The sequence below is a fragment of the Paraburkholderia sp. XV genome, from assembly GCF_020177535.1.
Lineage (GTDB): Bacteria > Pseudomonadota > Gammaproteobacteria > Burkholderiales > Burkholderiaceae > Paraburkholderia > Paraburkholderia caribensis.
In genome coordinates this window covers 25,265-49,799 of record NZ_JAGUUD010000064.1, presented here as the reverse complement: position 1 = coordinate 49,799, position 24,535 = coordinate 25,265, and the positions used below count along the sequence as shown (strand labels likewise).

At 63.2% G+C, this 24,535-nt stretch carries 22 protein-coding genes; 7 read left to right on the top strand and 15 right to left on the bottom strand.

The window, feature by feature from the left end:
- Positions 1-253 precede the first annotated feature (253 nt).
- Positions 254-709 carry a homoprotocatechuate degradation operon regulator HpaR gene (gene hpaR / locus KFO72_RS25955; protein ID WP_225033360.1) on the bottom strand — a complete coding sequence of 152 codons (456 nt, stop codon included), beginning with the start codon at positions 707-709 and terminating at the stop codon, positions 254-256.
- A gap of 323 nt (positions 710-1,032) precedes the next feature.
- Between hpaR and KFO72_RS25950 the strand changes: the two genes are divergently transcribed.
- Entirely contained in the window at positions 1,033-1,995 is a 963-nt protein-coding gene (locus KFO72_RS25950) for a helix-turn-helix domain-containing protein (protein ID WP_054933265.1), read from the top strand.
- Between the two features lie 150 nt (positions 1,996-2,145).
- On the opposite strand, the gene KFO72_RS25945 is transcribed toward KFO72_RS25950, so the two are convergent.
- Together KFO72_RS25945 and KFO72_RS25940 are read right to left on the bottom strand one after the other, a co-directional pair.
- Positions 2,146-2,835 (bottom strand): HD domain-containing protein, encoded by a 690-nt coding sequence (locus KFO72_RS25945; protein ID WP_225033359.1) that lies wholly within the window; start codon positions 2,833-2,835, stop codon positions 2,146-2,148.
- 217 nt (positions 2,836-3,052) lie between these two features.
- Positions 3,053-3,985, bottom strand: coding sequence for a LysR substrate-binding domain-containing protein (locus KFO72_RS25940; protein WP_225033358.1), 933 nt, complete (start codon positions 3,983-3,985; stop codon positions 3,053-3,055).
- Between the two features lie 136 nt (positions 3,986-4,121).
- Between KFO72_RS25940 and KFO72_RS25935 the strand changes: the two genes are divergently transcribed.
- Both KFO72_RS25935 and KFO72_RS25930 read left to right on the top strand, forming a co-directional pair.
- Positions 4,122-4,895 (top strand): transporter substrate-binding domain-containing protein, encoded by a 774-nt coding sequence (locus KFO72_RS25935; RefSeq protein ID WP_054933268.1) that lies wholly within the window; start codon positions 4,122-4,124, stop codon positions 4,893-4,895.
- A 36-nt stretch (positions 4,896-4,931) separates the two neighbouring features.
- Entirely contained in the window at positions 4,932-6,047 is a 1,116-nt protein-coding gene (locus KFO72_RS25930) for a succinylglutamate desuccinylase/aspartoacylase family protein (protein WP_225033357.1), read from the top strand.
- Between the two features lie 210 nt (positions 6,048-6,257).
- Here KFO72_RS25930 and KFO72_RS25925 read toward each other — a convergent pair whose 3' ends face one another.
- The gene (locus tag KFO72_RS25925; RefSeq protein WP_035998914.1) at positions 6,258-7,073 is read right to left on the bottom strand and encodes an SDR family NAD(P)-dependent oxidoreductase; all 816 of its coding nucleotides are present in this window, start codon (positions 7,071-7,073) and stop codon (positions 6,258-6,260) included.
- Positions 7,074-7,201: 128 nt separating this feature from the next.
- Between KFO72_RS25925 and KFO72_RS25920 the strand changes: the two genes are divergently transcribed.
- Both KFO72_RS25920 and KFO72_RS25915 read left to right on the top strand, forming a co-directional pair.
- Positions 7,202-8,140, top strand: a complete 939-nt coding sequence (locus KFO72_RS25920; RefSeq protein ID WP_107202302.1) for a GlxA family transcriptional regulator — start codon at positions 7,202-7,204, stop codon at positions 8,138-8,140.
- 250 nt (positions 8,141-8,390) lie between these two features.
- Positions 8,391-9,041, top strand: a complete 651-nt coding sequence (locus KFO72_RS25915; protein WP_054933271.1) for a hypothetical protein — start codon at positions 8,391-8,393, stop codon at positions 9,039-9,041.
- A 75-nt stretch (positions 9,042-9,116) separates the two neighbouring features.
- Here the strand turns inward: KFO72_RS25915 and KFO72_RS25910 are convergent, their stop codons facing one another.
- The 9 genes from KFO72_RS25910 to KFO72_RS25870 all read right to left on the bottom strand — a co-directional run bounded on the left by KFO72_RS25910 (position 9,117) and on the right by KFO72_RS25870 (position 20,207).
- Complete coding sequence (locus tag KFO72_RS25910) at positions 9,117-9,704, bottom strand: YSC84-related protein (RefSeq protein WP_062917289.1); 588 nt, start codon at positions 9,702-9,704, stop codon at positions 9,117-9,119.
- A 308-nt stretch (positions 9,705-10,012) separates the two neighbouring features.
- Positions 10,013-10,996, bottom strand: a complete 984-nt coding sequence (gene motB, locus KFO72_RS25905) for a flagellar motor protein MotB (RefSeq protein ID WP_054933273.1) — start codon at positions 10,994-10,996, stop codon at positions 10,013-10,015.
- A 22-nt stretch (positions 10,997-11,018) separates the two neighbouring features.
- Positions 11,019-11,888 (bottom strand): flagellar motor stator protein MotA, encoded by an 870-nt coding sequence (gene motA / locus KFO72_RS25900; protein WP_054933274.1) that lies wholly within the window; start codon positions 11,886-11,888, stop codon positions 11,019-11,021.
- Positions 11,889-12,357: 469 nt separating this feature from the next.
- Positions 12,358-13,194 carry a DUF2242 domain-containing protein gene (locus tag KFO72_RS25895; RefSeq protein ID WP_225033356.1) on the bottom strand — a complete coding sequence of 279 codons (837 nt, stop codon included), beginning with the start codon at positions 13,192-13,194 and terminating at the stop codon, positions 12,358-12,360.
- A 208-nt stretch (positions 13,195-13,402) separates the two neighbouring features.
- The gene (locus KFO72_RS25890) at positions 13,403-14,515 is read right to left on the bottom strand and encodes a hybrid sensor histidine kinase/response regulator (RefSeq protein ID WP_060604687.1); all 1,113 of its coding nucleotides are present in this window, start codon (positions 14,513-14,515) and stop codon (positions 13,403-13,405) included.
- Positions 14,512-15,147, bottom strand: coding sequence for a chemotaxis protein CheB (locus KFO72_RS25885; protein WP_225033355.1), 636 nt, complete (start codon positions 15,145-15,147; stop codon positions 14,512-14,514). Before KFO72_RS25885 ends, KFO72_RS25890 begins: the two co-directional genes overlap by 4 nt.
- A 41-nt stretch (positions 15,148-15,188) precedes the next feature.
- Positions 15,189-16,037, bottom strand: coding sequence for a CheR family methyltransferase (locus KFO72_RS25880; protein ID WP_062917286.1), 849 nt, complete (start codon positions 16,035-16,037; stop codon positions 15,189-15,191).
- Positions 16,038-16,056: 19 nt separating this feature from the next.
- Positions 16,057-19,563: a response regulator gene (locus KFO72_RS25875; protein WP_225033354.1), complete on the bottom strand. Its 3,507-nt coding sequence runs from the start codon at positions 19,561-19,563 to the stop codon at positions 16,057-16,059.
- A 332-nt stretch (positions 19,564-19,895) separates the two neighbouring features.
- Complete coding sequence (locus tag KFO72_RS25870; protein WP_054933280.1) at positions 19,896-20,207, bottom strand: DUF4148 domain-containing protein; 312 nt, start codon at positions 20,205-20,207, stop codon at positions 19,896-19,898.
- Between the two features lie 181 nt (positions 20,208-20,388).
- Between KFO72_RS25870 and KFO72_RS25865 the strand changes: the two genes are divergently transcribed.
- Entirely contained in the window at positions 20,389-21,450 is a 1,062-nt protein-coding gene (locus KFO72_RS25865) for an asparaginase (RefSeq protein WP_225033353.1), read from the top strand.
- A 10-nt stretch (positions 21,451-21,460) separates the two neighbouring features.
- Here the strand turns inward: KFO72_RS25865 and KFO72_RS25860 are convergent, their stop codons facing one another.
- Entirely contained in the window at positions 21,461-21,712 is a 252-nt protein-coding gene (locus KFO72_RS25860) for a hypothetical protein (protein ID WP_054933282.1), read from the bottom strand.
- Positions 21,713-21,972: 260 nt separating this feature from the next.
- Between KFO72_RS25860 and KFO72_RS25855 the strand changes: the two genes are divergently transcribed.
- Complete coding sequence (locus tag KFO72_RS25855; RefSeq protein ID WP_036001991.1) at positions 21,973-22,701, top strand: FadR/GntR family transcriptional regulator; 729 nt, start codon at positions 21,973-21,975, stop codon at positions 22,699-22,701.
- Between the two features lie 27 nt (positions 22,702-22,728).
- On the opposite strand, the gene KFO72_RS25850 is transcribed toward KFO72_RS25855, so the two are convergent.
- Positions 22,729-24,471, bottom strand: coding sequence for an IlvD/Edd family dehydratase (locus KFO72_RS25850; protein ID WP_225033352.1), 1,743 nt, complete (start codon positions 24,469-24,471; stop codon positions 22,729-22,731).
- Between the last annotated feature and the right edge of the window lie 64 nt (positions 24,472-24,535).

Genomic DNA, 24,535 nt, shown 5'->3' with positions numbered 1-24,535 from the left:
GCCGCCCCGCACAGGGGCGACGCTTGAAGCGAGCTAACAATTCGCGGATGCCAGCGCAAAGCCTAAGACACCAAACCAAGAAGCGCGGAGCACGCTAACGTATCGCGGATGCCATCGCAAAGGCTAAAACACCAAATCAAGAAGCGTGAAGCACGCTAACGTATCGCGGATGCCATCGCAAAGCCTAAAACACCAAACCAAGAAGCGTGAAGCACGCTAACAAATCGCAGATACCACCGCAAACCCACTCGCCTTACGCCCCGCGTTCATCCTCCTCCGCCTCGCGGCTTTCCCCCACCTCCAGTTCCCTGATCAACGCATCAACCGCCGCATACAAATCACCGACAACCTTCTCTCCGACCTTATCCTCCAGCGCCCGATACTCCGCCTCCAGCATCGGCTTCATCCGCTCGACGATCTCCTCGCTCTGCGCCGTCAACGAAACGCGCACGCGCCTTTGATCGTCCTCGAAGCGTTCTTTCGTCACATGCCCGAGATCTTCCATACGCGCGAGCACGCCCGCGAGACTCGGACTCGAAATCGTGCACAGCGCGCATATCTGCCGGGGCTCCAGCGGCCCGTTCTCATGCAGCGCGCGAATGATGCGCCACTGCTGCTCGGTCAGCCCCTGCGCGGTAAGCAACGGACGGAACCGCGCCATCATGAGTTCGCGCGCGCGCAACAGCAGCATCGGCAGATTGCGATGCATCGCGAGCGGCGCGGCAGTGCGGGATCGGGTCATCACCATGGATATCGAGGCGCAAAAAAGCGATTCGCTAGGATATAAGTAAATCTGGCGGCGTAACAGCCGGGCATTAAGGATTTTCTTTAGCGCGCCTGGTGTTCTGGAAGGCTTCGGAGGATTTTTGACGCTGGCTAGAATGTGGCAATCAGCGCCGCGTCCATGAGAAGCCACGGACTGTCGCGCCCAGCCGACGAAAATGCCCAGGACATACCCTCGGACATATTTTCCCGACCGCGTGGTCGGTTTATTCTACGCAACTTGGCGGTTTTTTGAGATTGGGGGGCACCGTGTACGTCCATCACCAGTTCTTCAACGATGCCGATGACCACGCGGCCGCGCTGCGGGGCTGGGATCAGCGTTACGACCAGATCGGCTCGGGCACGTTTCGCAGCGCGGTGAAGCAGATCGAGCTGGACGGCGTGCAGGTGTTCCACGAGTCGGCGAATCTGCGCGTCGTGCAGCGCGGGCAGTTGCCGGACAACCATATGACGTTTGGCATCCCGCTCGCGGGCGCGGGCGCGTTCTCGTTCGGCGGCGTGCGCATCGATCGCGGCGGCTTCGTGATGGCGCAAGGCGGCACGCCGTTCGAATTCCACTCGCCCGACGAGATGGCGTTGATCGGCGTCGTGGTCGACTCCGACATGCTGCAGGGCGTCGCCGATTGCGCGGGTGTCGATCTCGACGACAATCTCTTTCGCCGCACAGTGCTCGATATTCCGAATGCCGCATGCACGCGCGCGGGGCTGCAGCTCGCGACGCTGATCGAGCGCGTGCTGGCGCAGCCCGAAGCCTTCGACGACGTCCGCGCGCAGCACGCAGTGCGCAACCAGGTGAGCGAGGCGCTCGTCGATCTGCTCGCGTATCACGTGCCGGCGACGTCGAACCGGCTGACGTATGCGTGTCAGGCCGATATCGTGCGCCGCATTCACGACTTCGTGATCAACCATCCCGACGAGCTCATCGACATCCAAAGTCTCTGCACGCAGTTGCGCGTGAGCCGGCGCACCGTGCAGAACAGCTTTCAGGCTGTCGTGCAAACCAATCCTCTGGCCTACGTGCGTTCGTTGCGGCTCGCCCAGGTTCGGCGTCTGTTGCTCGATACGCGCCAGGCCGATCTCTCTGTCAGCGATGCCGCCGCGCAATGGGGATTCGTGCACCTCGGGCATTTCGCCAGTGCGTACAAGGCGCAGTTCGGCGAGTTGCCTTCGCACACCGTTCGACGGTCGTCACGCGCGATTCCGGCGCGATGAGTTAAGCGCGAACACATCGGTTCGCAGTTCCTTCGCAATCAAAAAGAATCCGCGCTCGCGAGAACGCGGATTCAAAGGCACGCTTGAGCGGAGACTGCAAGCGGCTTGATCGTCAACAGACCTTGACGAGGAGAGAAGAGACCGTCGCGCTTAGCCGTGGTTGTGCGCGGGATTGCGGCACGTGCCCGCCTGCACGTTCGAGTCGTTCCACGCCGAGCCGAGAATGATGCTGCAGAAGTTCAGGCGCTTGTATTCCGGGTCTTTCAGCGCGAGCACATCGGCCTTTACGTTTCCGAACGTCGTCAGCGGCTTGTGTTTGGTGCCGTTCGCGAATGCATCGATGATGTTTTCCTTGAAGCTCTCGCCGCGCGGATGCGCCGCCACGATCAGCTTGCGGTCTTCCGTCGAGAACTCGTCGTAGGCGAGACCCAGCACGTCCATTTCGACGCCGGCCGTCACCAGCGCGACCACGGGTTTCTTGTACTGCGGAATGCCTGGTGTGGTGTGCAGCGCGATCGCGTCCCACACCATGTCGATGTCGTTTTCGTCGATGCCGTAGCCCTGCAGAAAATTGCGCGCGACGTTTGCGCCGTCGACTTCGAAGCGGTCGTGCGCGCTGCTGTATTTTTCCATCAGGCCCATGTCATGGAACATCGCGCCGATGTACAGCAACTCCGGGTCGTACTTCAACAGCTTGCGCTCGCCGGTCAGCGCGCCGAACAGGAACACGCGGCGCGAGTGGTGATAGAGCAGATCGGTTTCGGTGTCGCGCACGAGTTGCGTCGCTTCGCGCGCCATCTTGCTGTCGGGGATCTTGATGCCTGCGATGATTTCGCTCATTTCGGGTTCTCCAGAACGTGATCGGTGGTGGCCGTTCGCTGTGTCGAAGCGAGCGATCGGCGTGTGATCAAAGTGTAGGGAGGGCCCTCGTGCGCGGCAAAAGCATTAATACGCGCGATGCTGCCAACCGCGCGCGGTTTTCTGCCAAGGCGGGCGGAACGTGGTTCAGGTGAGGGTTTACGGGAGCCCGAACCGTGCGCGGTGGTTGCCGGCTCAACTATGTCCGATGACTTCGCGAGCGCACGGTTCGCGTGTACGACGCGATCATCGTCGCGAGTTCCTGGGCGGCGGGCGTGAGCGGCGCGGCGGCGCGTTGCAGCACGCAGACGTCCTGCGCGGCCACGCGCTCGCGCACGTCGATCGTGGTCAGCACGCGCGCGAACGGGCCGCGCTTCGTCACCACGGCTGCCTCCAGCGACAGACAGTCCGTCTCGCTGACCAGATGCAGCGACTCGAACAGCCCTTCGACCGTCGAGACGATTCTTGGCGGCGCGAGACGGTGGCTCTTGAACAGGTCGTTGAGGCGGTGCGCTTGCGGATCGTCGGTGAGATTGGGCGAGCGCGTCGCGATCCATGAGCAATCCGCGAGTTCGGCAAGCGACTTCGCCTGCGCCATCGGATGACCACGCCGGCATACGACGACGGGATCGGAAGGGTACAGCTTCGTCACGGACAGATCGGTCGTATCCGTGTGCTTCGACACGAGCGCGACGGCGAAGTCGAGCGTGCCCTCCCGTATCCACTGGATCATCATCCGCGACGTGCCCGTACGCATGTGCGCGGCCACGCGCGGAAAACGCTCGCGAAACTCTGTCAGCACGGGCGCGCCCGCGTCGATCAACGGCTCGGTCGTCAGGCCGAACGTGACCTGTCCGGCATACTCGCCGCGCAGTTGCTGCGCTTCATGTTCGGCGCGCGCGCATTCGCCGAGAATCGTCGCCGCGCGTTGCAGCATGCGCTGCCCAACCGCCGTCAGCGCGATACCGCGATTCGTGCGCGTGAAAAGCGTGGCGCCGAGCATCGATTCGAGGTTCTGCAATTGCTGCGTGATCCCGCTTTGCGCGATGCCGAGCGCGCGCGACGCGGCGCGGATGCTGCCGTGCTCGGCCACGGCCGTGAAGACGCGAAGTTGGGAAATGGTCAGGGCCATCGTCGACAGGGACGGAAAATCTGGCGATCAGAAGAAGTGATCATGATAGACGGATTTGCACTTTTTTGTATCACTGGCGCATCGTAGGATCGATTCAGCATGCTCCCATCACAGCCGACCGATAGGCCCGTTAGTCATGAAGACTTCGCTGATACTTCTCCTTGCCGCACTGGGTTTCGCAAGCCAGGGCGCGTTCGCACGCGATAACGACACGATTCGTCTCGGCATCGACCCGACCTATCCGCCGATGGATGCGAAATCACCGGACGGCAGTCTCAAGGGCTTCGACGTCGATCTCGGCAATGAAATCTGCAAGCGCATTCACGCACGCTGCGAATGGGTCGAACTGGAGTTTTCCGGCATGATTCCGGCGCTGCAGGCGCGCAAGATCGACGCGATCATGTCGTCGATGGCGATCACCGCGAAGCGCGAGCAGCAGATTCTCTTTTCGTCGAAGCTGTTCCAGTTCAAGTCGCGGCTGGTTGCGAAGCAGGGCACCGCGCTGAACGGCAGCGCGCCCACGACGCTTGCCGGCAAGCAGATCGGCGTGCAAACGGGCACGCAGTTCGAGTCGTTCGCGCAGTCGCACTGGGCGCCCGCGGGCGTCCACGTGGTGGCGTACAAAGGCCAGGACGAAGTATTCAGCGACCTGGTCAACGGACGCCTGGACGGCGCGTTGCTCGGCACCGTCGAAGCCGACTATGGCTTCCTGCGCACGCCGCAGGGCAAGGGCTTCGGGTTCGTCGGCGAGCCGCTCGATATGGGCGATCGCGGCGTCGGCATCGGCTTGCGCAAGGACGAAGCTGCATTGCAGACGTCGATCAACACGGCAATCGCGTCGATGCGCAAAGACGGCACGTACGCGCAGATCGCGCACAAGTATTTCGACTTCGATCCGTACGGTAACTGATCGGCTTACACGTCGAACGACATTCAGAAGAGTCACATGAACAGGCAATCGATTCCGCTTCTCTCGCCCGCCGTGGGCACGTCACGCGAACTCGTCGCGTTTCATTTCGGCCCGCAAAACAGCGGTCAGAAGATTTATATCCAGTCGTCGCTGCATGCGGACGAGACGCCCGCGATGCTCACGACGGTGCTGCTCAAGCGGCGCCTTGTCGAGCTCGAAGCGCAAGGCTTGCTGAAAGCCGAAATCGTGCTCGTGCCCGTCGCGAATCCCGTCGGGCTTGGGCAGCATGTGCTCGGTCAGTTTATCGGCCGTTTCGAAACGGGCAGCGGCAAGAACTTCAACCGGCACTTCATGCAGTTCACGACGCTGCTGGATCGCGCGAAAGATCGCCTCGGCTCCGATGCGCAGGAGAACCGCAAGCTGATTCGCGCGCTGGTGCGTGAGCAACTGGATGCGCAAAAGCCGCTCACCGAGTATGAATCGCTGCAACTCGCATTGCTGAAGCTTTCTTACGATGCGGACGTCGTCATCGATCTGCATTGCTCGCTCGAAGCTGTGATGCACGTCTACACGAGCGAAGCGGGCTGGCCGGAGGTCGAGCCGCTCGCGCGCTATCTGCGCTCGGAAGCGTCACTGCTCGCAACCGACTCGGGCGGCCAGGCGTTCGATGAAACGCACAGCCTGTTGTGGTGGCACTTGCAGCAACAAATGCCTGCAGGCAAGCCGGTGCCGACGGGCACGGTCGCCGTGACGATCGAATGCCGCGGACAGCGCGACGTATCGTATGAAGTCGCGCAGCAGGATGCCGACGCGCTGGTCGACTATCTGACGCATCGCAAGGCGATTGAAGGCCGCGCGAAGCCGCTGCCGGAACTGCCGACGCCCGCGACACCGCTGGCAGGCAGCGAGCAGTTCTACGCGCCCGTTAGCGGCATCCTCGTGCATCGCGTGAAGATCGGCGACCGGATTCGCGTCGGCGACGCGCTGTTCGATATCGTCGATCCGTTGACGGACGAAACCACGACGATCACCAGCAATACGGAGGGCGTGCTCTATATGCGACGCGCGATCCGATTCGTGACGGCGGGCGCGCCGCTTGGGCGCGTGACGGGAACGCGAGCGTTTCGTACCGGCGTGCTGCTTGGCGCGTGATGCGTGTAGCGCGCGGCTGCGGCGGACCTCGGCTGGGAGGTGAGTTTAGGCGCATAAACTCTGCGGCTGGGCGCGGGCTGGCGCTTCGCGGCGTGCGACGTCCGTCGCTTCGTCCACGCGGTTTAGGCGCATAAACTCGCCGCACCCCGCACGGCAAAACACGACGCGACGTGAAACCCCGTCGCGTCGCCAACCACTCATCTCACAACATCAAGCGACGTTGAACCGCGCAGCGGGCGCCGTGCGCGACAGGTTCGGCCCGAGTGCGGTACGCGCCGACTCGAACGCTTGCCAGTCGGCGTAGTCGGGCAGCGACGGAATCGTCGCGAGTTCACCCTGATCGAAGCCGACAAGCGACGCGTCCACCATCTGTTCCGCCGACATCACGATGCCTCGCTCTTCGACGGCCTCGATCGGCACGCCAGCGACGCTCCAGAATTCGGTGCGCGTCGCGCCCGGCAATACGGCTTGCACCTTGACACCCTTGCTCGCCAGTTCGTGATGCAGCGATTGCGTGAACGCCAGCACGAATGCCTTCGTACCGCCGTAGACGCCGTTGAGGATTTCCGGCGCCACCGCCACGATCGACGCGATGTTGATGATGTTGCCTCCGCCACGCGCGACGAAGCCCGGCGCGATGGCATACGTGAGCCTCGTCAGCGCGACGACGTTCAGCTTGATCATGGCTTCCATCTTGTCGACTTCGGAATCCAACAGCGGCGCCGCTGCGCCGACGCCTGCGTTGTTCACCAGCATCGTGATGCTCGCGTCGGTGCGCAGCACGTTTTCGACGCGGCGGATATCGGCGTCGTCATTTAGATCGGCGGCGACGATTTCTACCGAGCGGCCCGTTTCGTTCGAAATTCGCGTCGCCAGTTGTTCGAGGCGCGCGCGGTTGCGGGCAACGAGGATCAGGTCATAGCCGCGACGCGCGAGACGGTCCGCGTAGATCGCGCCGATGCCCGACGAGGCGCCCGTCACGACGGCCGTGCCGAGGTTCGCTGCGGTATTGGAAGAATTCGACATATCAATGCTCCTGAGGTCAGAGGGCGCAGGCGACGCGGCGTCGTCTGCATGACCATCAGATTAGGTGCATACTCACATGGCCTCAATGTCGTATATGCCTCTTTTTCAGACATCGCTGGAGTGAAGCCATGCTGCGCGTCGGAATTGTTCTGTTTCCCGGTTTTCAGGTGATGAATCTCGGCATGACGAGCGTGCTGGAGTTCGCGAACCGTGAGATGAGCGAGCCCTTGTACGAATACGTCCTGCTGTCCGAGCACGGCGGCCCGGTGCCGTGCTCGTCCGGTTTCGAGGTGTCGACCCAGCCGTTCGACGACAGCCGCTTCGATACGATTCTCGTGGTCGGCGACAACGATCTGCAGCCGTCGCCGCCGTCGCTGATCGCGTTCCTGAAGCGGGCGGCGCCTGCGGCGCGACGCGTCGCCGCCGCCTGCACGGGCGCGTTTCATCTGGCCGATGCCGGCCTGCTCGACGACCGGCGCGCGACCACGCACTGGTACTACGCCGACGACATGCGCAAACGTTATCCGGCTGTGAAAGTGGAAGAGGATCGCATCTTCATCATCGACAACGACGTGTGGACGTCGGCGGGGATGACGGCGTGCATCGATCTTGCGCTGGCGTTCGTCGAGAAGGACGCGGGCGTGGAACTCGCGCGCCATGTCGCGCGCAAGCTCGTCGTGTATCACCGGCGCGCGGGCGGTCAATCGCAGTTTTCGGCGCTGCTCGAACTGGAGCCGAAGTCCGATCGCATCCAGACGGCGCTGTCGTACGCGAGGCGCAATCTGAACACGCCGCTTTCCGTCGAACAACTCGCGGATGCCGCGCATCTGAGCCCGCGGCAGTTCACGCGCGCATTCAGGGAAGAAACGGGACAGACGCCGGCGAAGGCTGTCGAGCGGCTGCGCGTCGAAGCGGCGCGCCTGATGCTCGAAACGGGGCGGCACGGCGTCGACGTGGTGGCTCGCGATGTCGGCTTTGGCGACCGCGAGCGCATGCGACGGGCTTTTTTGCGCGCATTCGGCCAGCCGCCTCAGGCGATTCAACGACTGACGCGCGGCATCGAATGACGGATTTAAAGCATTGGTAAGACCGGGTAATTTGCCGGTTTCAGCCGGGGAACCCGGCATTTAAAGGGCTTGAGTCGGCGCCTGAAGAACGTTTTAAATATTCATTAAAGATTGTCTGTGAGTGGTCCGTAATAAGACGGGTCTGGGACGCCGCCGCGACGCAAGGTCATTGCGTGTGACGGGCAATTTTTCCCGATACACGCGGCGTCAAGGTCAGGCGCCCTCCAGAACCCCGAAGGAAATCTCACAGATGAAAAGGCTGTTGGTCACGCTTGCGGCGGGCTTCGCGCTGTCCGCGCCCGTCGCGCACGCTCACGAAATTTATGGTCAGGTCGGCACGGAGGGCCTCGGTATCGGCTTCTCCGAACCGCTTGGCACGCGCAACAACATCCGCGCCGAATTCAACGGCTTTGCGCTCTCGCACGATTTCAGCGCCGGCGGCCTGAACTACGACGGCAAGGCCAGGATCTATCACGGCGGCCTGTACGTCGACTTCTTCCCGGCGCCCGCCACGGTGCCGTTCCGCATCACGGCCGGCATGTTGATCGGCGGCGATAACGTGTCGGGTGACGCGAACAGCCCGAGCGGCACGGTCAATATCAACGGCACCAACTACGCGACGAACGGCGAGACCGTTCACGCGAAGGCGAAGTATCCGACGGTGCGCCCGTATATCGGCATTGGCTTTGGTCATACGCCCGTCGCGCAGAAGGGCTTCTCGGCGTTCTTCGATGCCGGCGTCACCTATGGCCGCCCGCACGTGACGCTCGACGTCCCCGCGGACATCGTCGCCGAAGCGGGTCAGGCGAATGTCGACCAGGAACGCCAGGATCTGCAGGACAAGGCCGACAAGTGGCGCTGGTATCCCATCGTGAAGGTCGGCGTGACGTATCGCTTCTGATCGCCGCATCGCGCAAAAGCAGACGGCTCGCCCTTGGTCATGGCGAGCCGTTTGTGTTTGCGCGCGGCATCGAGCTCAGATGTTCAGCTTCGACACTTTGGTGCCAGCCAGCGATACGTCGGCCATCAGCCCGGAATTCGTCATGACGATCGCTTCGACAGGCGCGGTTGCTGTCGTGGTATCGACTGCGCCGTTCGCCCCGACCTTGATGAGCGCCACCGACGCATCGGCACCCGCCGACCAGCCCTTGGCGTTGCGGAATTTGTCGAGCGCATCCTGGGTCATGAAGAGGAAGATGATCGCCTTCGACTGTGCGCCCGCCGTCAGGCCGAACGAGCCGGAGATCGTGCTGTAGTAACCCGCCGTGCTGCCGCCGACGCGCAGCGCGCCTTCGCCATACTGCCCTCCCACCACGAAGCCCACCTGCAACACGGATGGGAACACAAGTATGCCTTGCGCCTTGCCGACCAGTTCGCGCGAGCCCTGTACGGACGTGTAGAGCTTCGCAAGCGCGCCGTCGACGCTGGCGTCGATCGACTGCCGCTTGGCCATGTCGGTTGCCGCCGATTCGCCGCTGCCCGTCGTCGTGCTGCAGCCCGACAACAGCAGACCGCCGTATGCGAGTGCAGCAACACTTGCTGTCACGAAGTGTCTTCTTTGCATTGTCGTTCTCCGTCAATGAAGCAATGGAAGGGAAATGCACGTTTGCACGCGTGATCTCGCGCAAGCGCAACAGCTACGCTTTCTCTACCAATATCAGAAACGTGTTGCGGTTGTGAAGTGCAGCGCTGAAATTGCCTTGCCTGAGCGCAAGATCGGACGCAATTGACGACGTGAATGTATCGTAGGGCGAAACAGTGCGTGTGACCGTTTCGTCGTCCGGCCGATTCGGGTGATGAATCCGCGCGGGAGCGGATAAAAAAAGCCGCGCGCTTCTTTCGAAGCGCGCGGCCGAACACACGACCTCGCGATCAATACGCGCTGCGCGTGCTTACCTTCAGTTTCGACACCACGTTGGGGATCGCCTCGCTTGCGGGCAGTGCTTCATCCACCGACGTGCGTCCGCCGTCGCGGAAGAACGCCTGCTCGGCCGCCTTGTTCAGCACGAGCACGCTGATGCGCCGGTTGGTCGGCTCGTCGGCGACGTTCGCGTTGAGCGGCAGTACGTCCGCCAGACCGCGCACCTGCAGCAGCTTGTCTTCGCGCATGCCGCCCGCGACCAGTGCGCGCCGCGCCGCGTTCGCGCGCTCCGACGACAGTTCCCAGTTCGAGTAGCCGGCCGGGCCGTTCGCGTATGTGACGGCGTCCGTGTGGCCTGCAATCGAAATGCGGTTGTCGACATCGTTCAGCGACGCACCGATCTGCGTAAGAATCTCGACCGCGTAGCTCTGCAGTTTCGCGCTGCCTGTCGCGAACATCGGGCGCTTCAGCGAATCGACGATCTCGATGCGCAGGCCCTCGTTCGTGATCGAGATGCGGATCTGGTCCTTGAACGCCTTCAACGCGGGCGTCTGCTCGATCAGCGCCGACAGCTTCGCTTTCAGCTGTTCGAGACGCGCGGTGTCGTTGGGCGCCGTCGTCGCTTGCGTGAGCGTTGGCCTGGCAGGCTCCTGCTGCGCTTTCTTGCCGTCGCCGGGGCGCGTGTCGGACATGTCGCGGCCGCCGCCCTGGATCACATTCGGACGCGCCGCCGCGGTGCCCTCGTTGCCGCCGAGCAGGCTCGACAGCGGCGTGTTGAAGTAATCCTCGATGCCCTGCTTCTCGTACTTCGACGTCGAGCCGAGCAGCCACATCAGCAGGAAGAACGCCATCATCGCGGTCACGAAGTCCGCGTAGGCGATTTTCCATGCGCCGCCGTGATGCCCGGCGTGCCCGTCGCCCTTTTTCGAGCGGCGCACGATCACGGGCGCGGCTTTCTCGCTCGCCTGTTCGCTGCGCGGTCGTCTTTCGGCCATGACAGTCTCCTTCCAGCCCGCGTCAGGCCGACTTCGGCATCTTGGTGGCGCGCACGGCGTCGTCGAGCTCCTGGAAGCTCGGACGGTCGGCCGTGAACAGCACCTTGCGGCCGAATTCGACGGCGACGGGCGGCGCGTAGCCGGACAGCGACGCGAGCAGCACGGCCTTCACGCACTGATACGGCTTCGCTTCCGCGCGGCCCTTCGCATTGAGCAGATCGGCGACAGGGCCGATGAAGCCATAAGCGAGCAGAATGCCGAGGAACGTGCCGACCAGCGCGCCCGCGATCATCTCGCCAAGCACGGCGGGCGGCGCGCCGACCGAGCCCATCGTGTGCACGACGCCCATCACGGCCGCGACGATGCCGAACGCGGGCAGACCGTCAGCCATCTTCTGGATCGCGTTCGCGGCCACCGACGATTCGGCGTGATGCGTGGCCAGCTCTTCGTCCATCAGGTCCTGCATCTCGTGCACGTTGACGTTGCCCGTCGCCATCATCCGCAGATAATCGACGATGAAATCAAGCAGATGATGGTCTTTCAAAACGTGCGAATACTTCTGGAAAAGCGCACTTTCCTCCGGTGCATTCACGTCGGCTTCGAGCGCCATCATGCCTTCCTTACGCGCTTTCTGAAGCAGCTCATAAAGCAATGCAATCAGCTCGAGATAAACCTGTTTCGAATAACTGCCGCCCTTGAAGCATCCGGGCAAAGCCTTGAGGGTTTTCTTCAATACCGAAACGGGATTGCTGACGACGAACGCGCCCATTGCCGCGCCGAAAATGCACAGCAGTTCGAACGGCTGAACCAGCGCGGGCAAATGGCCGCCCACTCCCACGAAGCTCCCGATCACAGACCCGAGAACCAGCACCCAACCAATAGCGACAAACATGGACCTTCTCCAATTTTTGGCACATGCGGCACACCAATGAACCGGCAGGTTTCGCTGCCTGGAAATTGCGTACCGTTTTGTTAATTCCGTGAAGGTAGTAACGGCTCGGTCGACGCTGTGCTGAAGTGTGGGCAAAGCCGAATCAGGAAAATATTTTCGATTGTTTGATTTATATCGATGCTTCGGTCGCTCTTACTCAGCCCATTTTTACCGATCGATGATTTAAAACAGATAATCGTCCGCGGTCGGCAAAATGGCTGGAATCTTGAGTGTGGGGTGAAAATAAAAATCGCCGGGTGAATGACAGGTCGCCGGTCAAGCTGGAGAGAAGCGAGCGCCAGCAGGCGGCAATTCAGTTCGCAGGGCAAGTGAATATCGACTCATGATTTGAGTCGACCAAGCGCGCAATCGCCTCAGGGCGACCAGCGGGACACACGTTCCGATCACCCGACCACACGAAGTGGGGACTTCACTGCGCCAAAGCCGCCGCATCCGAAGCCGGCGATTCAATGAACGCAGGCGCGCTGTCAGGTGAAGCGGCGGCCGCTTCGTGCGCGTGCGCCGTCGCGGAGACGGGCGTTGCCGAAGCAACGGGCGCCGCTGCCGCTGCAAGCGGCGCGGTCTGTTCCTTCGAAGGCGCGGGCATGATGACAGGCGCCGCATTGCCGCCCGGCGTGGACGACATCGGCGTCACGACCAGCGCCGGTGCGGGCGCGGGCACCGGCAGCGGCGTCGCGTCGACGGTATCGCTGGGCACGGGCACGCTGCGCACCACATTCGCCAGATAGTGGCTGATCAGATTGAAGAAGCCGTCGTAGAACTTGCCCGACTGGATGGTTTCGCTGGAAATCTTCACCATCGCATCGCTGTTCTGGCGGATCGGCAGCGACAGCGAGCCGAGCACGCTCAGCCCGACACTCGCCGACGTATCGCTTTTCTTGAGCGCGTAGCCGCTCTGCACCGCGTTTGCATAGACGATGCTGCTATTGGTCGCATCGTCGCCCGCCGTGCAGACGATATGGAATTCGACGGTGAAGTGCGAATCGCTGGCGGGCTGGAAGTTCTTGCTGGCGTCGACGGTATCGGGGCGCACCAGCGTCGTCATGTAGCCCTGGCTCAACAGCGCGCGGCGCGCGCCTTCGCAGGCCTCCGTGCTCGTCACCTGAAACGTGCGCGTGTACGGGCTTGCGCCGCTGCTGACGAAGTCTTCCTGCAGCTTCGCCTTGGGCGGCGTCGAGCACGCGCCGAGCGCGGCAAGCACGGGCAGGGTGAACGCGAGAGCAATACGGGAAAGGCGGCTGGACATGATGAAGAAGCGAACAACGGGCATCGGACGGCAAGCATTGTAGTGCGGTTTGCTGGCAAGCCGTTATTACATCGACTGACAGCCGCACGCGCCGGGCGGCGCGCGAAACGGGGCGCGGACGCTTGCCCATGCCGCACAAGGCGCGCGCGCCGCTGGCGCATCTCTTACAAAGTATTTCAGGCGCGCGGCCTGTGGCCGTCACGCCGTGTCAGGGCACCCAGCTTTGCGCGGTGCGCGGCAGTTCGACCGTAAAGACGGTGCCGATGATCTCGTCCGATTTACCCGTCACCTTGCCGCCATGCATGTGCACGATCTTGTGCACGATGTGCAGCCCGAGGCCGAGCCCTTCGCGCGAGCGCTCGCCCGCGCCGTTCGAGCCGAAGGCCTCGAACAGATGCGGCAGCATCGCGGGCGCAATTGCGCCGCGATTGCCGACGGTCAGGCGGAGCCGGTTCGGCTCGTCGGCATCGAGATCGACGGTGATCGGGCTGTCGTGCTCGCCGTGATGCAACGCGTTGCTGATCAGATTCGAAATGGCCTGCCACAGCAGGTCCGTGTCCCACGTGCCTGTCGTATTGCCGCGCGAAGTCAACACGATCTGTCCGGCGCGCTCGTGCGTCGCGAACTCTTCGATCACGCCGCGGCACAGCGCCGCCAGATCGCTTGCACGCGGCTGCAATTGCATGCGGCCGCCTTGCAGGCGCGCGAGATTGAGCAGCTGATGCACCATCCGCGACATGCGCATCGTGCTGTTCCTGATGCGGTTCGCGACGGTCGCCGATTGCTCGTCGGAGGCGTTGCGCACCAGATATTCCGCCGACGCGAGCACCGTGCCGAGCGGCGTGCGCAGATCGTGGCCGAGCACGGCCATCAACATCTCGTTCGCTTCGAGCAGCTGGCGCGTGGTCAGCAGCTGATCGGCGAGTTGCCGCTTGTGCTGCTCAAGCTGCACGAACACATCGACCTTCGATTGCAGGATGCGCGGGTCGAACGGCTTGTGCAGGAAATCGACGGCGCCCGCTTCGTAGCCGCGAAACGTGCGCGACGCGTCTTCCGTCGTGGCCGTCAGAAAGATGATCGGCACGTGCGACGTGCGCGGGCTGCCGCGCATCAGCGACGCGAGCTCGAAGCCGTTCATGCCGGGCATGTTGACGTCGAGGATCGCGAGCGCGGCTTCATGCTTGAGCAACAGGTCGAGCGCGGCCGTGCCCGAGTTCGCGACCAGCAGCTCGATCCCCGGACGTGCCAGCAGTGCTTCGAGCGCCGTGATGTTATGCGCGATATCGTCGACGATCAGAATGTTGACGGTTGAGTTCCTCATGTCATCGTTCTAGTGTGAGCCGGCAAACCGGCGAGCCGCCGGGCCATCAGGGTTGGAGAAAGCACTTCGTCGACGGCGCCGCGCGCGATGGCCGCACGTGGCATCGTCGGCGAGACCGCGGTTTGCGGATCCTGCACCCACGCAATGCCGCCCATTGCGCGGATCACTTCGAGGCCGTGCGCGCCGTCGTCGTTTGCGCCGGACAGCAGGATGCCGACCAGCCGCTCGCCGTACACGTGCGCGGCGGATTCGAACAGCACGTCGATGGACGGCCGGGAATAGCGCACCGTCGAATCGATCGACAGCGCGACCGTGCGGTCGTCGTCGATCAGCATGTGATAGCCGGGCGGCGCGAGATGCACGCGGCCCGGCAGGAGCGGCTCGCCTGCATCCGGCTCGACGACGGGCAGCGCGCAGCGATAGCCGAGCGTCTCGGCCAGAAGGCTCGTCGAATCGGCGGGCAGGTGCGAGACGATCAGCACGGCGAGCCTGAACGATGCCGGCAGCGCGGGCAACAACACGCTCAATGCGTCGATGCCGCCCGCCGACGCGCCGATCGCGACCGCCTCGAACGCACGCGTTTCCACTGGCGCGGCTGCGCCCGGCGGAGAAGGTCGGCGAAGTGTGTTCATACGCGTTGATCGTTCGTTCGATATGGGAGTGCGCGGGCAGTCTAACGCTTCTGATAGATGCGCTCGCGCTCGCGAAATTCTTCAAATGCATCGTACTGCGTCGAAAAACGCAGGCTTTCCTTGCTGCCGAGTCCGAGAAAGCCGCGCCGCACCAGCGTGTCCTTGAACAGCCCCAGCGCGCGGTCCTGCAGGCCGCGATCAAAATAGATCAGAACATTGCGGCACGATACGAGATGCGCTTCGAGAAACACTTCATCGGTCGACAGGCTGTGGTCCGCGAACACCACGCGCTCTTTCAGCGAGCCGGAGAAACGCGCGCCGCTATACGCCGCGTGATAGTAATCGGCGAGCGAGCGCTTGCCGCCCGCGGCCAGATAGTTGCGGGTGAAGCCCGCGATCCGGTCGAGCGCGTAAATACCCGCTTCGGCCCGCGCCAGCGCGTCGGGATTGATGTCGGTTGCGTAGAAGAGCGTGCGCTCGGTGAGACCTGCTTCGTCGAACAGGATTTTCAACGACCACAGTTCCTCGCCCGTGCTGCAGCCGGCCACCCACACCTTGATCGACGGATACGTTTGCAGCACGGGCAGCACGTGGTTGCGCAGCGCGAGAAAGTAGTCCGGGTCGCGGAACATGTCGCTGACCTGCACCGTCAGGTAGTGAAAGAGCCGCACGAAGTCCGCCTCGTTGCGCATGATCCTGTCCTGCAACTGCGACAGCGTGCTCACGCCGAACTCGTCGAGCGCCTGCATGAGACGCCGCCGCAGCGAGGACATCGAGTAGCGGCGGAAGTCGTGCTGGTACTTCAGATAGATCGCTTCCAGCAACAGCTTCAACTCGATGTCGAAATCGTGCATGCGTTGCGGTGAATCGTCGTACGAGATGCGGCTCATGGCTGACGGTTCCTTGCGCCTAGCGCTGCCGCAGCCAGACGCGGCACAGCGAGATCAGCTTGTCGACGTCGATGGGCTTCGAGATGTAGTCGTCGGCGCCCGCTTCGAGGCAGCGCATGCGGTCTTGCGCCATCGCTTTCGCCGTCAGCGCGACGATGGGCAGTTGCGCGAAGCGCGGGTCGCGGCGGATGTGCGCGATCGCCGTCAGGCCGTCCATCTCCGGCATCATGATGTCCATCAGCACGAGGTCGACTTCGCGTCCGCCGTTCAGCGCTTCGAGCGCCTCGCGCCCATTGCGCGCGATTTCGAGCTTCGCGCCGAGCGGCTCCAGCACGTGCGACAGCGCGAAGATATTGCGCACGTCGTCTTCCGCTAGCAGGATGGTGCGTCCTTCGAACTGGTTGTCGCGCTGGCGCACGGTGCGCAGCATGCGCTGCTGCTCGGGCGCGAGCGACGACTCGACGCTGTGCAGGAACAGCGTCACCTCGTCGAGCAGACGCTCCGGCGACTTCGCGCCCTTGATGATGATCGATTTCGAGTAGCGGCGCAGCCGGTGCTCCTCGTCGCCCGACAGCATGCGGCCCGTATAGACGATGACGGGCATGGCCTGATGCGTGACGTCGGCGGCCAACTGTTCGAGCAGATCGTAGCCGGTGCCGTCGGGCAGCGCGAGGTCGGTCACGACGCAATCGAACAGCGTTGTGGACAGTTGCTCCAGCGCGCCCGCGAGGGTCGCGACGGCGACGATTTCGGTAGTGTCGCTTTGCAGCAGCGCGCGGATGCTCTCGCGCATCGCCGCATCGTCCTCGATCACCAGCACGCGCTTCATGCGCTGCTGCAGGCGCGACTCGAGCCGCCGGATCGCGGCTTCGAGCGTGGTGCGCGCCGTGGGCTTGAGCGTATAGCCGACGGCGCCCAGATGTAGCGCCTTTTCGGCGTGATCGGTGGCGGAGACGATGTGGATCGGGATGTGACGCGTGGCGGGATCGTTCTTCAGCCATTCGAGCACCGTCAGCCCCGAGCGGTCGGGCAGGCCGACGTCGAGCAGAACGGCCGTCGGCTGCATGTCGCGCACCAGCGTGAGGCCCGTCGTCGCGTCGGTGGCATGGACGAAATCGAATTCGAGCTCATGCGTGAGATCGCGCAGGATTTCGGCAAAGACGAGATCGTCTTCGATCGCTAGAATCAGGCGGTTTTCGCGGCGCAGGTTGTCGCGGTCGTCGCCGATGGTCTGCAGCCCGTTGCCCGTTTGGGCGGGCGCGGGCGCGGGCCTGGACGCAGACGCGTACGCGGCGTGGGTCACTGGCGACGGCGCGGGCTGGCTGCGCACGGGCCGCACGAGGGGCTCGCTCGCTTGCGTCGCGTGGGCCCGCGCATCGGCCGGGCCTTGCAGCGGCAGCCATAGCGTGAACACGCTGCCCTTGCCTGGCTCGCTCGCGACACTCACGCGGCCGCCCAGCAGCCGCGCGAATTCGCGCGAGATCGACAGGCCGAGGCCGCTGCCGCCATAGTGGCGGCTCGTCGAGCCGTCAGCCTGCTGGAAGGCTTCGAAGATCAGTTCGAGCTTGTCGGCAGCGATACCGATGCCCGTGTCGCGCACGTCGAAGCGCAGCGTGTCCGCGTCGCCGGCGGCGACCGTCAGCGCGACTTCGCCGTGCTCGGTGAACTTGAGCGCGTTCGACAGCAGATTGCGCAGAATCTGCGCGACACGCTGGCCGTCGGTGACGACCGTTTCGGGCACCCCGGGCGCACGTTCGACCGAAAACTGCAAATGCTTCGCAGCCGCCATCGGCTCGAACATTTCGCGCAGCGATTGCAGCATCGAGTCGACGGGCACCGGTTCGCTATCGATCGTGATCTGCCCGGCTTCCACTTTCGACAGATCGAGAATGTCGTTGATCAGCACCAGCAGATCGCTGTTCGACGCATGAATGGTCTCCGCGTAGCGCACCTGTTCTTCCGACAGGTTGCCCGTGCGGTTCTCCTGCAACAACCGCGCGAGGATCAACGAACTGTTCAGCGGCGTGCGCAATTCGTGCGACATGTTCGCAAGGAACTCGGACTTGTAACGGCTCGACTGCTCCAGCCGCGCGGCGTTCGCGGCGAGCTCGTCCTGCGCTTCGAGCAGATCGGCCTTCTGGCGCTCCAGGCGCTTCGCGTAGTCTTCGAGCTGCACATTGGTCTGCTCGAGTTCCGCCTGCTGCGCTTCGAGCTGCGATTGCGATTCGACCAGCGCACGCCCGCGTTCTTCGAGCCCTTCGTTCGACACGCGCAACTCTTCCTGCTGCACCTGAAGTTCTTCATTCAACTGCTGCGTTTCGGCGAGCGCATCCTGCAGGCGCTCGCGATACAGCGCGGCCTCGATGGCGTCGCCCATGCTGTTCGCGATCAGTTGCAGGAACTCGTGATCGCGCGGCGTGATGTTGCGCATGAAGCCGAGCTCGACAACGCCGTTCACGATGCCGTCATTTTCGATAGGCAGCACGACGAGATTGCGCGGCGGGCTCATGCCCGTGCCCGAGACGACTTTCACGTAATCGTCGGGGACGTCGTGCAAGACAAGCGTGCGGCGCGACACGGCGGCCTGGCCGATCAGGCTTTCGGCTTCGCGGAACGTGCGCGCCGCCTGTTCGCTTTCCTGGCTGAAGCCGTAAGTGGCGATGCGTTTGAGGCTGCTGGTCGCGCGGTCGCGTATATAGATGGCGGCGACAGCAACATCGAGATATTCGGCGAGAAAGTCGAGTATCGCGCGGCCGACGAGCGGCGAACTCGACTGGCCGATGATTTTCTCCGCGAGCAGGCGCTGCCCGGAGCGCAGCCATACCTGTTGCTGCAAAACGTCTGTGTGCTCGGCCTGGCGCGCCAGCACGCTGTCGTACGACTCGGACAGATTCATCAGATCGCGCCGCCCGCGATAGGCGATGAAGCCGCTGATCGACAGGCTGAAAAGCAGAAAGATGCCCACCAGAATGGAGGTGACGCTGCGCGTGTCGCTGGAGCGCTGTTGACGCAGCGCTTCCTCGACGGAAAGAAACTGCCCGAATAGCCGCCGCGTTTCGTCGAACTCGATCTTTCCGCGTCCGCTCTTCACCTGGTCGGTGTAGTCGAGGTTACGCCTGCGCAGATCGATCATGTCCTGCGCAAACTGGTCCCAGCGCTGCTGCACGCCGCGAATCCGTTTGAGCTGTTCGACCTGGGACGGATTGTCGGCCGTCAACTGCATCAGCGTGTCGAGCTCTGTTTCGAAACGCGGCTGGCCCAGCTGATAGGGTGCAAGGAAAGTCTCGTCGCCCGTGATCAGGAAGCCGCGCAATGCGGACTCGCGGTCGACGGCAAGCCGCAGCATTTCATTCGCGTTGCCGATTACACGCTCCGAATGCTCGACCCAGCTCATCGTATTGACGAGATAGGCGATCAGCGCGACGAACAGCGCTATCGTAACGACGCCGAGTGCAAGCGGCAGCGCGATATTGCGGCGAATGATGCGGCGGAAACTAATCTGATCGACAGCGGTGATAGCGGTCAATTTTTCTGCAGTGCCGCCTGGCGCGTGTGATGAATTCGGCATTTTTGACTGGAAAAAACGTTGGCGTCTTTAGTTGTAGCCGGATGTGCGATTGCACAACAATGCCCGCATTGCAGCGATGCAATTCGTTGTGTGGACAAGCGTTGGAAAGTATCACATAGCGTCAGGCGTCGTGGAATAGCCGCTGAAATTGCGGCAGCCGGACAGAAAGTGAGCGCTTAGGGAGGACTGGCAAGAAGGGAAGAACCGCGACCATCGACTATCGACACCCCGAAAACCGGCGCGGCCGCGTGCGGAAAACGCCGCGCGCGGCCGACTGAATCGAACGATGTTTATTGGCTCGCGCCTTGGCCAATGCCTGCCTTTTTCTGCGCGTCTTGCAAATCTTGCGGGTAGTTCGAGTCATTCGCGCGGCCAGGCTGGTAGCCCGCGTCTTCCAGCTTCTTCAGTTCGGCGTTCTTCTTCGCGCGGGCTTCCTTGCGGGCCTGCTTTTTCTGTTGCTTGGTCGGCTTCGCGGCGGAGGCGGCCACGCCCGCCGCGCCCGTGTCCGTCGACGCGTCGTTTTGTGCGAAGGCCGGCGCTGCCGCGCCGATGCCCAGCGAGGCCGAGGCGAGGAGGACGATCAGTTTCCTGGTGATGTGCATTTCTTTTCTCCTGTCGTAATAGCTTTACGATCGATTCCGCTTGCGCGGCCTGATTCGGATGAACCCTGTCGGGTGATTCCAATGTACTCGACACGCACGTATCGCGCCTGGCAGGGTTGTAGAATCCGGCGGCACGCTCTGCCGTTCCGGCAGATCGAATCGAACACAAAAGGAGACCGGGATGTCCGTTGCTGCAACCGTCTATCGCGGCGATGTCGTCGAGAACACGCATATCGCGCATGTGGCTGTCGTCGATACGGACGGAGCGCTGCTGTATTCGTGTGGCGACCCGTCGCGCGTCACGCTGGTCAGATCGGCAGCGAAGCCGGCCCAGGCGCTCGCCGTCGTCGAGTCGGGCGCGCTCGAGCGCTTTGGTTTCGAGGACGCGGACCTCGCGCTGATGTGCGGCTCGCACAGCAGCGAAGATCGGCATATCGAGCGCGCACGTCGCATGCTCGCCAGGTCGCAGGCAACGGAAGCCGACTTGCGTTGCGGCGGCCATCCGCCCATTTCGGATGCCGTGTACCGCGAATGGATCAAGCGCGACTTCATTCCGGGCGCCGTGTGCAGCAACTGTTCCGGCAAGCACGCGGGCATGCTGGCGGGCGCGCGTGCGCTCGGCGTGGCGCTCGCCGATTACCATCTGCCGGAGCATCCGTTGCAGCGCCTCGTGAAGCGCACGGTTGCCGGCGCCTGCGATCTGCCCGACGACAGCGTGCAATGGGCTGTGGACGGCTGCAATCTGCCGACGCCCGCGTTTGCGCTCGACCGTCTCGCGCGTCTTTACATGAAGCTCGCGCGGGCCGCCGACGGCCACGCATCGACGGATTCGACAAGAGACGCGGCGCTTGCGCGCATCTTCCGCGCAATGACGTCGCACCCGGAGATGGTCGCGGGCGAAGGGCGGTTCTGCACCGCGCTGATGGGTGCATTCGACGGCGCGCTGGTGGGCAAGGTCGGCGCGGACGCGAGCTATGCGATCGGCGTGCGCGCGTCGGCGCAGACCGCGAAGCTCGGCGCGAAGGGCGCGCTCGGCATCGCCGTGAAAGTGGAAGACGGCAACTCGACGATCCTCTATGCGATCGTCGCCGATCTGCTCGTGAAGCTCGGCATAGGCGACGACGCTGCGCACCGCGCGCTCGATGGTTTCCGTTTGCGGGCCATGCGCAACACGGCCGGTCTCGAAACGGGACGGGTCGAAGTGGCCGTGCCGCTCGTCAAAGCGGGCCGGGCAAGCCGATAAGCAGGCGTGCCTAGCTCGACGACTGGCCGCCGCTGCCGCCGTCGTTGTCGGGCGAATCGAACATCGCCTGGCATTTCGGCGACAGCTTGTCGTAGTGTTGCTTCATGCACGCTTCGATCTTCTCCTTGTTGGGAATATGGATCGCGCAGAATTTGATCGCGTCGTGCTTGCAGGCCTTGGTCTGCTCGTCGCGCGTAGCGGCCGTTCCGACGTTCGCCGCCGCCACGCATGCGACCAGCAGAAGTAGCGGTTTAAGCTTCATTTGCCGTGGTCCATGTCGAGTTGAATGCACGGTTTTTCCTGGCTGCCTTTGAGTAAAGCAGTCCGTCCACAAACGATCAAGCAAAAAACGAACCCAACGCGGCGCAGCGCACGCATGACGACATCAGGCCAGCGCGATAATGACAGCGCGTCATGCTGCGTCAAAGCGGAAGGCGGCGCGTGCGCCCCATGCTATGCTTGCACAGCCCGCAACGGGAACGGTACAGCTATCCGCATTCGCACGGCCACAACAAATACATCATGGACTACCGGCATCTTCAGAAACGCAAAAGCCTGCATGCGCGGATCGTGCAGGAACTCGGCATCGAAATCGTCAGCGGCAGGCTGGCGCCAGGCGAACGCCTGCCCGCCGAAGCGACGCTGTGCGAAAAATATGGCGTGAGCCGCCCCGTGTTGCGCGAAGCGACGCGCGTGCTGGTCGCCAAGGGGCTGGTCATATCGAAGCCGCGCGTGGGCAGCGTCGTGCGGCCGCGCGAAGAGTGGCACATGCTCGATCCCGATGTGCTCTACTGGACGCTCAACAGCATTCCCGAAGGTGAGTTCTTTCTGTCGCTGATGACGGTGCGCCGCATCATCGAGCCGGCTGCGGCCGCACTCGCCGCGACGGCGGCAACGGATGAAGACCTGGTGCGAATCGGCTCCGCGTACGACCGCATGGAGCACGCGCAGAGCGCGGGCGATCTGCTGGAGCCGGACCTCGAATTCCACCGCGCGATCATGGCCGCGACGCACAACGACATGCTCGCGTATATCGGCAACATGATGTCGCTGGCGCTGTCGGAGTCGATCAAGCTGACTAGCCGCCACCCTGACACGCATGCGCTGTCGCTGCCGCGCCATAAGGCGATCCTCACCGCGATCCAGAATCGCGATGCATTGGCCGCGCGTCAGGCGAGCCTCGTGCAGCTGGAAAACGCGCGCGTCGATGCCGATACGATTCTCGGCATCGCCGCGCACAGCCTGAGCTGATTCGCTACGCCGCGCAGCGCGGCGCGTTCAGTGCGAATGCGCCGGGACTTCCGCGCCGCGACAACCCACCAGAAAGTCGAAATCGCAGCCCTGATCGGCCTGCAGCACATGGTCGATATAGAGGTTGCGATAGCCGCTCGCGTCGGCGGGATTGCGTTGTTGCGACTCCTTCCATTCGGCGAGCCGGGCGGTCATTTCCTTTTCGTCGATGTCGACGTGCAGGCGACCCGCGTCGCAATCCAGCTCGATCCAGTCGCCGTCGCGCACCACGGCCAGCGGTCCGCCCGCGCGCGCTTCGGGCGCCACGTGCAGAACGACCGTGCCATACGCGGTGCCGCTCATGCGTGCGTCCGATACGCGCACCATGTCCGTCACGCCCTGTGCGAGCAGCTTCGGCGGCAGGCCCATGTTGCCGACTTCCGCCATGCCGGGATAACCCTTCGGTCCGCAGTTCTTCATCACGAGGACGGAGTCCGCCGTTACGTCGAGTTCCGGATCGACGATGCGCTTCTTGTAGTCGTCGAAGTTCTCGAACACCACGGCGCGGCCGCGATGCTTCAACAGCGCAGGCGTCGCCGCCGACGGCTTGAGCACCGCGCCATTGGGCGCGAGATTGCCGCGCAGCACGCACAGGCCGCCGTCTTCGCGCAGCGGCTTGTCTAGCGGGCGGATCACTTCGTCGTTGTAGATCGGCGCTTCGATACTGTTTTCCCAGAGCGTCTTGCCGTTCGCGGTCAGCGCATCGGGATGCGGCAGCAGACCCGCTTCGCCGAGCCTGCGCAGGACGGCGGGCAAGCCGCCCGCATAGTAAAACTCTTCCATCAGGAACCGGCCGGAAGGCTGCAGATCGACGAGCGTCGGCGTGCCGCGCCCAATACGCGTCCAGTCGTCCAGTTCGAGTTCCACGCCGATGCGCCCCGCAATCGCCTTCAGGTGGATCGCCGCATTGGTCGATCCACCGATCGCCGCATTCGCGCGAATCGCATTCTCGAATGCTTCGCGCGTGAGCAGCTTCGACAACCGCACGTCCTGCAAGGCCATCTCGACGATACGCATGCCCGACAGATGCGCGAGCACATAGCGGCGCGAATCGACGGCGGGAATCGCCGCGTTGTGCGGCAGCGTGACGCCGAGCGCTTCCGCCATGCAGGCCATCGTCGAGGCCGTGCCCATCGTGTTGCAGGTGCCCGCCGAGCGCGACATGCCCGCTTCCGCCGACATGAACTCGTGAATCGAGATCTTGCCCGCCTTCACCTGTTCGCTCAGTTGCCACACCACCGTGCCCGATCCGATGTCGCGCCCTTCGTGCTTGCCGTTGAGCATCGGGCCGCCGCTCACGACGATGGCGGGCACGTCGCAACTGGCCGCACCCATCAGCAGCGCAGGCGTGGTCTTGTCGCAGCCGGCGAGCAGCACGACGGCGTCGATAGGATTGCCGCGAATCGATTCCTCGACATCCATGCTCGCGAGATTGCGCGTGAACATGGCCGTGGGCCGCAGGTTCGACTCGCCGTTCGAGAACACCGGGAACTCGACGGGAAATCCGCCCGCTTCGTACACGCCACGCTTCACGTGCTCGGCGAGCTTGCGAAAGTGCGCGTTGCACGGCGTGAGTTCGGACCACGTGTTGCAGATGCCGATGATCGGCTTGCCGGCGAATTCGTGATCGGGAATGCCCTGGTTTTTCATCCAGCTGCGGTACATGAAGCCGTTCTTGTCGGCGGTGCCGAACCAGGCGGCGGAGCGCAGTTTGCGGGGTTGGTCGGTCATGGTGTCTCGTTCAGTATTGTTCAAATATAGTAAGACTATATGCGCCACGCGCGCCGATGTCCAT

What these genes read in the sequence shown, in the direction of transcription:
- hpaR (WP_225033360.1), bottom strand. Translation starts at nt 709, where the DNA reads ATGCATCGCAATCTGCCGATGCTGCTGTTGCGCGCGCGCGAACTCATG.
- KFO72_RS25945 (WP_225033359.1), bottom strand. Translation starts at nt 2,835, where the DNA reads ATGAGCGAAATCATCGCAGGCATCAAGATCCCCGACAGCAAGATGGCG.
- KFO72_RS25940 (WP_225033358.1), bottom strand. Translation starts at nt 3,985, where the DNA reads ATGGCCCTGACCATTTCCCAACTTCGCGTCTTCACGGCCGTGGCCGAG.
- KFO72_RS25935 (WP_054933268.1), top strand. Translation starts at nt 4,122, where the DNA reads ATGAAGACTTCGCTGATACTTCTCCTTGCCGCACTGGGTTTCGCAAGC.
- KFO72_RS25930 (WP_225033357.1), top strand. Translation starts at nt 4,932, where the DNA reads ATGAACAGGCAATCGATTCCGCTTCTCTCGCCCGCCGTGGGCACGTCA.
- KFO72_RS25925 (WP_035998914.1), bottom strand. Translation starts at nt 7,073, where the DNA reads ATGTCGAATTCTTCCAATACCGCAGCGAACCTCGGCACGGCCGTCGTG.
- KFO72_RS25920 (WP_107202302.1), top strand. Translation starts at nt 7,202, where the DNA reads ATGCTGCGCGTCGGAATTGTTCTGTTTCCCGGTTTTCAGGTGATGAAT.
- KFO72_RS25915 (WP_054933271.1), top strand. Translation starts at nt 8,391, where the DNA reads ATGAAAAGGCTGTTGGTCACGCTTGCGGCGGGCTTCGCGCTGTCCGCG.
- KFO72_RS25910 (WP_062917289.1), bottom strand. Translation starts at nt 9,704, where the DNA reads ATGCAAAGAAGACACTTCGTGACAGCAAGTGTTGCTGCACTCGCATAC.
- motB (WP_054933273.1), bottom strand. Translation starts at nt 10,996, where the DNA reads ATGGCCGAAAGACGACCGCGCAGCGAACAGGCGAGCGAGAAAGCCGCG.
- motA (WP_054933274.1), bottom strand. Translation starts at nt 11,888, where the DNA reads ATGTTTGTCGCTATTGGTTGGGTGCTGGTTCTCGGGTCTGTGATCGGG.
- KFO72_RS25895 (WP_225033356.1), bottom strand. Translation starts at nt 13,194, where the DNA reads ATGTCCAGCCGCCTTTCCCGTATTGCTCTCGCGTTCACCCTGCCCGTG.
- KFO72_RS25890 (WP_060604687.1), bottom strand. Translation starts at nt 14,515, where the DNA reads ATGAGGAACTCAACCGTCAACATTCTGATCGTCGACGATATCGCGCAT.
- KFO72_RS25885 (WP_225033355.1), bottom strand. Translation starts at nt 15,147, where the DNA reads ATGAACACACTTCGCCGACCTTCTCCGCCGGGCGCAGCCGCGCCAGTG.
- KFO72_RS25880 (WP_062917286.1), bottom strand. Translation starts at nt 16,037, where the DNA reads ATGAGCCGCATCTCGTACGACGATTCACCGCAACGCATGCACGATTTC.
- KFO72_RS25870 (WP_054933280.1), bottom strand. Translation starts at nt 20,207, where the DNA reads ATGCACATCACCAGGAAACTGATCGTCCTCCTCGCCTCGGCCTCGCTG.
- KFO72_RS25865 (WP_225033353.1), top strand. Translation starts at nt 20,389, where the DNA reads ATGTCCGTTGCTGCAACCGTCTATCGCGGCGATGTCGTCGAGAACACG.
- KFO72_RS25860 (WP_054933282.1), bottom strand. Translation starts at nt 21,712, where the DNA reads ATGAAGCTTAAACCGCTACTTCTGCTGGTCGCATGCGTGGCGGCGGCG.
- KFO72_RS25855 (WP_036001991.1), top strand. Translation starts at nt 21,973, where the DNA reads ATGGACTACCGGCATCTTCAGAAACGCAAAAGCCTGCATGCGCGGATC.
- KFO72_RS25850 (WP_225033352.1), bottom strand. Translation starts at nt 24,471, where the DNA reads ATGACCGACCAACCCCGCAAACTGCGCTCCGCCGCCTGGTTCGGCACC.